The following is a 9,873-nucleotide window of genomic DNA, read 5'->3' as shown; positions in this document are numbered from 1 at the left end:
CCCCCCCGGTTTTGCCCCAATTGCCGGCTTCAACGTTTGCCGACTGCACGGCTGTTGGATTTTCTCCAATCCAGTGTATTGGTGTTTAGGAGTTGTTCAAAAAAGAAGCATCGTGGCCGGTCAGTGCAATTGACTCGGGTGCGCTCTTCCCATATAAGGGAAATTCACCCTGTGGTTATATAAGCTGTTACTGGCAGTACGAATCGGAATGACTGGTGCGGCAAATTCTCCTGCGTGCTTGTGCCGCAATGTTTTTTGTTTATACGCCTGTGGATGATTTTCTTTTGTTAGCGTTCTTATGGCTTCCGCAAAAAACCATACATAATGATGCAATATAGTTCCATAATATTTTTTAATTAGCATTTTTGTTTTTGAAGATAATGAGTGCTGGGGGATACCATGGCGTTTTTAGTTATTCCTGAAGGAGTCCACACGCTTGCCGGTGGGGCCGGAAACGACACGCTTTATGGTGGCGGCGGCAACGACTCAATAATGGGCTTTGAGGGCGATGACTGGCTTGCCGGGGAAGACGGCGACGACACTGTGGTCGGAGGTAATTATATCTCTGATGTGGGCAATGACACGTTGTACGGTGGCAACGGCAACGATTGGCTGCTTGGCATGGGCGGCAATGACGTGCTCGACGGCGGTGTCGGCAATGATACTTTGGAGGGTGGTGACGGTGACGACGCGCTGGTCGGCGGCATCGGCAATGACAAGCTGTACGGTCAGGTCGGAAAAGATTACATCGAGGGCGGCGCTGGAGATGACTGGATTGATGGAGGCTTAGGCGACGATATCATCGTCGGTGGCGCCGGCAACGATACGCTTTGGGGTTCCGACGGCAACGATGTTTATAGTTTCTCTCCAGGCTTTGGCCAGGATCAGATCAATGAAGGTCAATGGAACTCTTCAGATCTCATCGAGCTTGTGGGCATATGTCGGGCGGATGTCAGGTTGACAAGGGTTAATTATGACCTGATCATCAAAGCAGGAACTGACACTATTACCGTAAAATATCAATTTGATCAATATGGCCCCAGCGCTACGACGGTTGAAAGGTTGCTGTTTTCCGACGGCTATTCGATCAATCTGAGGACTGATTTCGGTAACATGGCCGACGGGGCTACGGTCAGCCTGAGCCCCAACGCTTCTTGGCATGGCCCTGACTTGAACGGCGATCATACCGGCGATGTGGTGCTTCGCAGTTCCACCACCGGTCAGATCAGCCTGTGGAGCATGCAGAACTTCACCGTGACCTCTACACCGATGTCGATTCCCGCGACGGCCAATGCCACAATACAAAGCATGGACGACTTCGATGGGAATGGCACCACCGACATTTTGTGGCGCAACAACCTGACCGGTGACTGCAACATCTGGTTCATGAACGGCGCAACCGTTCGGGTCGACGCCGGTATCGCTTACAGCACGACCTTGGACTGGAAGATTATCGGCACCGGAGATCTAAACGGGGACAACAAGACTGATCTCATCTGGCGCAACGACATCACCGGCGCTCTCACGACGTGGCAGATGAACGGCGCACAAGTGATTATGGACAGTGCCATCAAAATCAGCGGAACTAACAGTTACATTGGTCCGGTCGGACCGGAGTGGGCATTGGCCGGCACTGCCAACCTTACCTGCGACAACAAGGCCGACCTAGTCTGGCGCAATACGGTCACAGGTGAGGCCGGAATGTGGGAGATGGACGGCTTGAACCTTGTGCGTTCAGGTTCGTTCTCTAACCAGCGTGGTCTTGACTGGAAGATTGTTGGTTTGGGCGATATCGACGGTGATGGCAAATCTGACATTGTCTGGCGCAACCAGATCACGAATGAGGTCGATTTCTGGAAAATAAGCGGCTTCAACGTTGTCGATCGCAAATCGTTTGGCACCCTTTCCGCTGAAATCGCGATCGAGGGAGTCGGTGATTTTGATGGCAATGGCTGCGGCGATATCCTGCTGCGCAACACCGTAACCGACGCTGTATCGGTGTGGCGATCCTTCGGCACCAATGGCGTCTTTGCTGGAGATACGCGCTACATCGGCAGCGCCGCCGGAAGCGACATCGTGGACCTTGCCGGCCGCTTGCCCGTCTGACGTCAGTCAGGCGGGAGCTAGCACTTCCCGGGGTGACGAAACCAACAAAAAGCCCCTCTCCCGTGTGGAAGAGGGGCTTTTGCCGACCGTCAGACCTTACTTCGCGGCTTTCGCCTTCGCCTCGATGCGGCGGCGGTGCAGGACCGGCTCGGTGTAGCCGTTCGGCTGCTCGCGGCCCTTGAAGACGAGGTCGCAGGCGGCCTGGAAGGCCACGCTGTCGTCGAAGTTCGGGGCCATCGGACGGTACAGCGGGTCACCGGCGTTCTGCTTGTCCACCACGGCGGCCATGCGCTTCATCGTCTCCATGACCTGCGCCTCGGTGGTGACGCCGTGGTGCAGCCAGTTGGCGATGTGCTGGCTGGAGATGCGCAGCGTGGCGCGGTCTTCCATCAGGCCGACGTTGTTGATGTCCGGCACCTTGGAGCAGCCGACACCCTGGTCGATCCAGCGCACGACGTAACCGAGGATGCCCTGGGCGTTGTTGTCCAGCTCCTGCTGGACCTCTTCCTCCGACCAGTTCGGGCGGTCGGCCAGCGGGATGGTCAGGATGTCGTCCAGGCTGGCGCGGGCGCGCTTGGCCAGCTCTTCCTGGCGGTCGGCGACGTTGACCTGGTGGTAGTGCAGGGCGTGCAGCGTGGCCGCGGTGGGCGAGGGCACCCAGGCGGTGTTGGCGCCGGCCTGCGGGTGGGCGATCTTGGCAACCAGCATGTCGGCCATGCGGTCCGGCATCGCCCACATGCCCTTGCCGATCTGCGCCCGGCCCTTCAGGCCGCACAGCAGGCCGGTGTCGACGTTCCAGTCCTCGTAGGCCTTGATCCAGGCGGACGACTTCATGTCGTTCTTGCGGATCATCGGGCCGGCTTCCATGGCCGTGTGCATCTCGTCGCCGGTGCGGTCGAGGAAGCCGGTGTTGATGAACACCACGCGCTCGGCCGCCGCGCGGATGGCCTCCTTGAGGTTCACCGTGGTGCGGCGCTCCTCGTCCATGATGCCCATCTTCAGCGTGTTGCGGGCCATGCCCAGCGCGTCCTCGACGCGGCCGAACAGCTCGTTCGCGAAGGCGACTTCCTCCGGACCGTGCATCTTCGGCTTCACGATGTAGACGGAGCCGGCGCGGCTGTTGAGGCGCGCACCCTTGATGTCGTGCAGCGCGATCAGCGAGGTGATCATGCCGTCCAGGATGCCTTCCGGCGCCTCGCTGCCGTCCTTCAGCAGGATGGCGTTGATGGTCATCAGGTGGCCGACGTTGCGGACCAGCAGCAGGCTGCGGCCGGGCAGGGTGACGGTGCCGCCGGCCGGGGCGGTGTAGCTTCGGTCCGGGTTCAGCCGGCGCTCGACCGTGCCGTCGCCCTTCGGGAAGGTGGCGACCAGGTCGCCCTTCATCAGGCCCAGCCAGTTGCGGTAGACGAGAACCTTGTCCTCCGCGTCCACGGCGGCGACGGAGTCCTCGCAGTCCTGGATGGCGGTCAGCGCGGATTCGACGACCAGATCGGCCACGCCGGCCGCATCGGTCTTGCCGATGGGGTGGTTGCGGTCGATGCGGATTTCCAGGTGCAGGCCGTGGTTGACCAGCAGGATGCCCTTCGGGGCGGCGGCGTCGCCGGTGTAGCCGACCAGCTTTTCCGGCTCGCCCAGGCCGGTGGTGCGGCCGTCCTTCAGCGTGACGACCAGATGGCCGTTCTCGATGGCGTAGCCGGCGGCGTCGGCGTGGGAGCCGTCGGACAGCGGGGCGGCGCGGTCGAGCACGCCGCGGGCGAAGGCGATGACCTTCTCGCCGCGCTTCGGGTTGTAGCCCTTGCCGCGCTCGGCCCCGTCCGTCTCCGGAATGGCGTCGGTGCCGTACAGCGCGTCGTACAGGCTGCCCCAGCGGGCGTTGGCGGCGTTCAGCGCGTAGCGGGCGTTCATCACCGGCACGACGAGCTGCGGGCCGGCGGTGGTGGAGATCTCCGGATCGACGTTGGCGGTGGCCACGGTGAAGTCCGGGCCTTCCGGCAGCAGGTAGCCGATCTCCTTCAGGAATTCCTTGTGCGCCGCGCGGTCCAGCGGCTGGCCGCGGCGGCTGCGGTACCAGTCGTCGATCTTGGCCTGAAGCTCGTCACGCTTGGCGAGCAGCGCGCGGTTGCGCGGCGCCAGATCGTGGAGAATGGCGTCCAGCCCCGACCAAAACTGTTCCGACGACACGCCGGTGCCCGGCAGGGCTTCGTTCTCGATGAAGCGGTGAAGCTCCGCGGCGACCTGCAGGCCGCCAACCTGAATGCGTTCCGTCACCATATCTGATCGTTCCTTCCGAAGTCGAAAACACCGCGGTTTTTGTCGGTTTGTCGTTGTTTGGCTGACGTCGTTCACCGCATGCCCACCCTGCCCGGGCGGGCCTCGGGCGACAAAGTACACATTCGCGCGGCTCTGGTCTTCCTCCTATTTCTCGTGGCGGATGGGCGTTGTGCGGAGGCCTCCCCCTTCGGGCCGGGAGTGACTATTTCTGAGGGCATGAGCATGCCCGCCAGCGCCTCGTCCCCGGCATCGCCCCAGCGCGAACCCCTGTCGGGGCTGGTCGAGCGCGTCACCTTCCACAGCCCCGAGACGGGATTCTGCGTGCTGCGCCTGAAGGTGCGCGGGCAGCGCGACCTCGTGACGCTCGTCGGGCACGCACCCTCCATCAGCGCGGGGGAGTTCGTGCAGGCGGCCGGAGCCTGGGTGAACGACCGCAACCACGGGCTCCAGTTCAAGGCGGACTTCCTGCGCGCCACCCCGCCGACCACGGTGGAGGGGATCGAGAAGTATCTGGGATCGGGCCTGATCAAGGGCATCGGGCCGGTCTATGCCAAGAAGCTGGTGAAGGCCTTCGGCGACGCCGTCTTCGACGTGATCGAGCGGGAACCGGACAAGCTGCGGCAGGTCACCGGCATCGGGCCGAAGCGCGCGCAGCGCATCGTCGCGGGCTGGGCCGACCAGAAGATCATCCGCGAGATCATGATCTTCCTGCACAGCCATGGAGTCGGCACTTCGCGCGCCGTGCGCATCTTCAAGACCTACGGACCGGAGGCCATCCAGCTGATCACCGAGAATCCCTACCGGCTGGCCCGCGACATCCGGGGCATCGGCTTCAAGACGGCGGACGCCATCGCCTTCCGGCTCGGCATCGAGAAGACCGCGATGATCCGGGCGCGCGCCGGCATCAGCTACGCGCTGGGCGAGGCCACGGACGAGGGGCACTGCGGCCTGCCCACGGCGGAGCTGGTGCCGCTGGCCGCCAAGCTGCTGGACATCGACGCGCCCATCGTCGAGTCGGCGCTGGACCTGGAGCTGAAGGAGGGCATCGTCGTCGCGGACACCCTGGGCGGAGAGCCCTGCGTCTTCCTGGCGGGGCTGTACCGGGCGGAGTTGGCAATCGCCGACCGGTTGCGGCGTCTGGCGGCGGGCCGCGTGCCCTGGCCGGTCATCGACACCGACAAGGCGATCCCCTGGGTGGAGGAGAAGGCCGGGATCACGCTGGCCGAGGGGCAGAGGGAGGCGCTGCGGCGGGCGGTGGCGTCCAAGCTGCTGGTCATCACCGGCGGACCGGGCGTGGGCAAGACCACGCTGGTCAACAGCATCCTGACGGTGCTGAAGGCCAAGGGCGTGTCCATCGCGCTGGCCGCGCCCACCGGCCGCGCCGCCAAGCGCCTGACCGAAAGCACGGGGCTGGAAGCCAAGACCATCCACCGCCTGCTGGAAACCGATCCGCAGGCCGGCGGCTTCAAGCGCGACGAAACCAACCCGCTGGAGTGCGAACTGCTGGTGGTGGACGAGACCAGCATGGTGGACGTGCCGCTGATGAACGCGCTGCTGCGCGCCGTACCGTCCGCTGCCGCGCTGCTGCTGGTGGGGGATGTGGACCAACTGCCCTCGGTCGGGCCGGGGCAGGTGCTGGGTGACGTCATCGCCTCCGGCGCGGTGCCGGTGGTGCGGCTGACCGAGATCTTCCGGCAGGCGGCGACCAGCCGGATCATCGTCAACGCCCACCGCATCAACGCCGGGCAGATGCCCGAATGGCCGAAGGCCGGGGCGGCGGAGGAAAGCGACTTCTACTTCGTGGACGCGGCCACGCCGGAGGTCGGCGTCGGCAAGCTGATCGAGATCGTGCGGGAGCGGATCCCGCGCCGATTCGGCTTCGACCCGGTGCGCGACGTTCAGATCCTCTGCCCGATGAACCGGGGCGGCATGGGCGCCCGCTCCCTCAACATCGAGCTTCAGCGCGTGCTGAACCCGCCGGGCGAGTTGCGAGTCGAGCGGTTCGGTTGGACCTTCGGGGTCGGCGACAAGGTGATGCAGGTCGAGAACGACTATGACAAGGAGGTCTACAACGGCGACCTCGGCATTGTATCGGCCATCGATCCGGAAGAAGGGACACTGACGGCGGAGTTCGATGGGCGTCCGGTGACCTATGATTATGGAGAATTGGACGAAATCGTGCTGGCCTACGCCACGACGATCCACAAGAGCCAGGGATCCGAATACCCGGTTGTGGTGATTCCGGTGGTGACCCAACATTACACGATGCTGCACAGGAACCTGATCTACACGGGCGTTACACGGGGCAAGCGGCTGGTCGTCATGATCGGGCAGAGGAAGGCGCTGGCCATGGCGGTGCGCGGCACCCAGGGCCGGCGCCGCTGGTCGAAGCTGCGGGAGTGGCTGGAAGGTGAATGATGGCCTCAGCGTCATTTTGTCACCGGGTGCCGGGTGCATCCGCGGGAAGGCGTTCCGGGGTGGAGCGCCCTTTGGCGGCGCCCCTCCTGCGCTTCTCCCGTAAGTTATTGCGATAAAATAGAAAAATACGAGAATCGCCGGTCGCCTGGGGGCGTTTTCAGACCTTGCGGGGGGAGCGCGCGGGACGGCAATGCCGGTATTTCGAGGGGGTGGCCCATCCGGATGAGCCCGTTCTTCCCTCGGTCGAATGTCGCGGTCATAGCCGTCTGGCCTTTGGCGTGCTTGACGGATGCCTCAATGCCTGTGACAAAGATAATTCGGCACCCTTTATGAGCTTGAAGACACATGTTCGACCGCCCGCCCCGTCAGGGCTACCGCGCTCCCGAGATCACCAAGGCCAACGTCACCGCTACTGTGAAGTGGTTCAACCCCACCAAGGGGTTCGGCTTCGTGTCCCCCGAGGACGGTTCGCCCGATGCCTTCCTGCACGTTTCCGCGGTCCAGGCCGCGGGCTATGACGCGCTCGACGAAGGCGCCACCATCGTCTGCGACCTCGCCCGTGGCCCGAAGGGCCCGCAGGTTGCTTCCATCCAGTCCGTGGACACCTCCACCGCGACCCGTTCGCCCCGTCCGGCGCGCGCCGGCGGCGGCGGCTTCGGCGGCGGCGGTTATGACCGTGGCGGCTTCGGCGGCGGCGGCGGTTACGACCGCGGCGGCTGGGGCAACAACGACGCTGGCGGCGAAGAGGTCGACGGCACCGTCAAGTGGTTCAACGTCGACAAGGGCTTCGGCTTCATCACGCCGAGCACCGGTGGCAAGGACGTGTTCGTCCATGTGAACGTGCTGCGCCGCTCCGGCATGCAGACGCTCCAGGAAGGCGATCAGGTGCGGGTCACCGTCCGCCAGGGCCAGAAGGGTCCCGAGGCGGGCAAGGTCGAGTACCGCTAAGGTCCTGAGAACAGCCGGGGCGCTTCCGCAAGGGAGCGCCCCGGTTCGTTTCCGGTCCCTTTCAGGCTCCTTCCCCATGGGGAAGCGCGAGCCTATGCTCGGCGTGGCTTTTCGGAACACCGCGCCACCATGAGCGACCTCCTTTTCGGAAATATCCTTTCCGGCGATTTTCTTTCCAGCGTTGGGCTGGCGCAGGCCGTGGGCCTTGCCGGTACCGCCGCCGGCATGAGCTGGCCGCTGTTCCGCAGCCGGACCGGCATCCTCCTGGCCCAACTCCTGACCTGCGGGGCCTTCGCCGCGCATTATGCCCTGGTCGGCGCGGTCACCGGATCCGTCATGAACGCTCTCGCGACGGCACAGGTGCTGGCCGCGATTCCGCTCGGCAGCCGTCCGGGCTTCCGAAGCGTTTATCTGGCGCTGCTGCCGGTCATCGCCGTCGCGGCGGTGAGCACCTGGAATGGCCTGCCGTCGCTGTTCGCGGCGTTGGGGTTCGGGTTCATCAGCCTGGGGCGCTACCAAGTCGCGCTGGTCCCGTTGCGGCTGTTCATGGCGCTGGCCCTGCCTTGCTGGTTCGTACACAATGCGATGGTGTGGTCGGTGCCGGGCATGATCTCCGACGTCGTCGGCATGAGCTTGAACGCGGTGATGCTGGCGCGCCTGGGCGGCTTCGGGGCCGCCCGCCCAACCCCGGTGGCGGAGGGGGCGGCGGGCGTCCTTGTCCCTGACCGATTTGGGTCCCTGACCGATCCGGGAGTGGGGGAGGAAAAATAATTGAGAAACGATCCACCGGGTTTCCGGCCGCAGGATGCGGCCATGCTGCGGTCCAACGCGCTGTTCGGGCGATTGCCGGATCGGGCGCTGACCCTGCTGGTCGGGACCGCGCAGGTGCGGACCGTCCCGCGCGGCACCACCCTGTTCGTGCAGGACGAGGAGGCCGACCGCTTCTTCGTGCTGCTCGACGGTTGGGTGAAGCTCTACCGCCTGACCCGCGACGGGTCGGAGGCCGTGGTGAACATCATCGCGCCGGGCGAAACCTTCGCCGAGGCCGCCATGTTCGCCAGCGGCAAGTTCCCGGTCTGCGCCGAGACGGTGGCCGATTCCCGCATCATGACGCTGACCGCCGAGGGCTTCGCCCGCTGCCTACGCGAAGACGAGCAGATCGCCTTCGCGATGCTGGGCTCGCTGTCCATGCGCCTGCGCCACCTCGTGCAGCAGATCGAGCAGTTGCAGGTGCAGCCCACACCCCAGCGCGTCGGCACCTTCCTGCTGCGCTTCTGCCCGGAGGGGCCGGGCTCCGCCGTGTTCGCGCTGCCCTTCGACAAGGCGCTGGTGGCCCGCCGCCTCGGCATGCAGCCGGAGACCTTCTCCCGCGCGCTTGCCAAGCTGCGGCCGGTGGGGGTGGAGACGCAGGGCGGCACGGTGTCCGTCGCCGACCTGGACGAACTGCGCCGCTTCTGCCAAGTGGACGACGCCGGCGCGGAGGGCGACCGCGACTGATTGTCCTTGGGGTGAAATTGCGGAACCGATGGAGCGATGCTATATTCGGGAGGTAGCCGGCGGGTGCGCGAACACCCACCGGCGATCTCCTGGTGTCAGATCTGCGTCAGGCGGATTTCAAGCCGCCAGCGCCGATACCGGAGCACCAGGAGGAAAGGCATCTTATTCATGCCTCGTCCTCCTTCGAAAACGGCGGGTGGCCAATTCCACCCGCCGTTTCCACTTTAATGCATATGCATGAGTGTTCTGCACGCGGCGCGGGTGCGGCCAATCGTCCCCGCCGACGCGGGCCGAGTCGTCCGCCGATCGGGGTAAGCGTTGGCTTGACGGTGCGCAGGCGTGCATGCAAGCATGCGCGCCATGACCACGGCGCGCCAGGACATGACCGGGAACGAGGGGGAGGGGGACACGGCGAAGCCGCGCCGCCGTTCCGCCTCCGAACTCGACACCACGCTCGACCCAACACTCGGCAAGGAACCGTTGCAGGTTCGCATCCCCACGCTGGTGAAACGGCAGTTCAAGGCCGCCGCCGCGATGCGCGGGCTTGAACCGCACGAGCTGTTCGTCGAGGTTTGGGAACACTATCAGCGCACGCGCGCGGAATGACGCCGGTTATGACATCCAAGGCCAACG

Annotated in this window: 7 protein-coding genes; 6 read left to right on the top strand and 1 reads right to left on the bottom strand. The window is 64.5% G+C overall.

Annotation, left to right across the window (positions count from 1 at the left end):
• Nucleotides 1–384: 384 nt before the first annotated feature.
• Nucleotides 385–2,106, top strand: coding sequence for a calcium-binding protein (locus ACSVC7_RS18650; protein ID WP_448205704.1), 1,722 nt, complete (start codon nucleotides 385–387; stop codon nucleotides 2,104–2,106).
• 96 nt (nucleotides 2,107–2,202) lie between these two features.
• On the opposite strand, the gene ACSVC7_RS18645 is transcribed toward ACSVC7_RS18650, so the two are convergent.
• The gene (locus ACSVC7_RS18645) at nucleotides 2,203–4,374 is read right to left on the bottom strand and encodes a malate synthase G (RefSeq protein ID WP_448205816.1); all 2,172 of its coding nucleotides are present in this window, start codon (nucleotides 4,372–4,374) and stop codon (nucleotides 2,203–2,205) included.
• Nucleotides 4,375–4,599: 225 nt separating this feature from the next.
• On the opposite strand from ACSVC7_RS18645, the gene recD2 reads away from it, so the two are divergent.
• The 5 genes from recD2 to ACSVC7_RS18620 all read left to right on the top strand — a co-directional run bounded on the left by recD2 (nucleotide 4,600) and on the right by ACSVC7_RS18620 (nucleotide 9,846).
• Nucleotides 4,600–6,795, top strand: coding sequence for an SF1B family DNA helicase RecD2 (recD2, locus tag ACSVC7_RS18640; protein ID WP_448205705.1), 2,196 nt, complete (start codon nucleotides 4,600–4,602; stop codon nucleotides 6,793–6,795).
• Between the two features lie 345 nt (nucleotides 6,796–7,140).
• Nucleotides 7,141–7,743 carry a cold-shock protein gene (locus ACSVC7_RS18635; protein ID WP_448205706.1) on the top strand — a complete coding sequence of 201 codons (603 nt, stop codon included), beginning with the start codon at nucleotides 7,141–7,143 and terminating at the stop codon, nucleotides 7,741–7,743.
• A 129-nt stretch (nucleotides 7,744–7,872) separates the two neighbouring features.
• The gene (locus ACSVC7_RS18630; protein ID WP_448205707.1) at nucleotides 7,873–8,514 is read left to right on the top strand and encodes a YgjV family protein; all 642 of its coding nucleotides are present in this window, start codon (nucleotides 7,873–7,875) and stop codon (nucleotides 8,512–8,514) included.
• 42 nt (nucleotides 8,515–8,556) lie between these two features.
• Complete coding sequence (locus ACSVC7_RS18625) at nucleotides 8,557–9,240, top strand: Crp/Fnr family transcriptional regulator (protein ID WP_448205708.1); 684 nt, start codon at nucleotides 8,557–8,559, stop codon at nucleotides 9,238–9,240.
• Nucleotides 9,241–9,591: 351 nt separating this feature from the next.
• A complete protein-coding gene (locus ACSVC7_RS18620; RefSeq protein ID WP_483508510.1) occupies nucleotides 9,592–9,846 on the top strand; it encodes a hypothetical protein in 255 nt (84 codons plus the stop codon).
• Nucleotides 9,847–9,873 lie beyond the last annotated feature (27 nt).

This window comes from Azospirillum mesophilum, from assembly GCF_053470405.2.
Note: the sequence above shows the minus strand (reverse complement) of the source record. Positions and strands in the feature narration are given on the sequence as shown.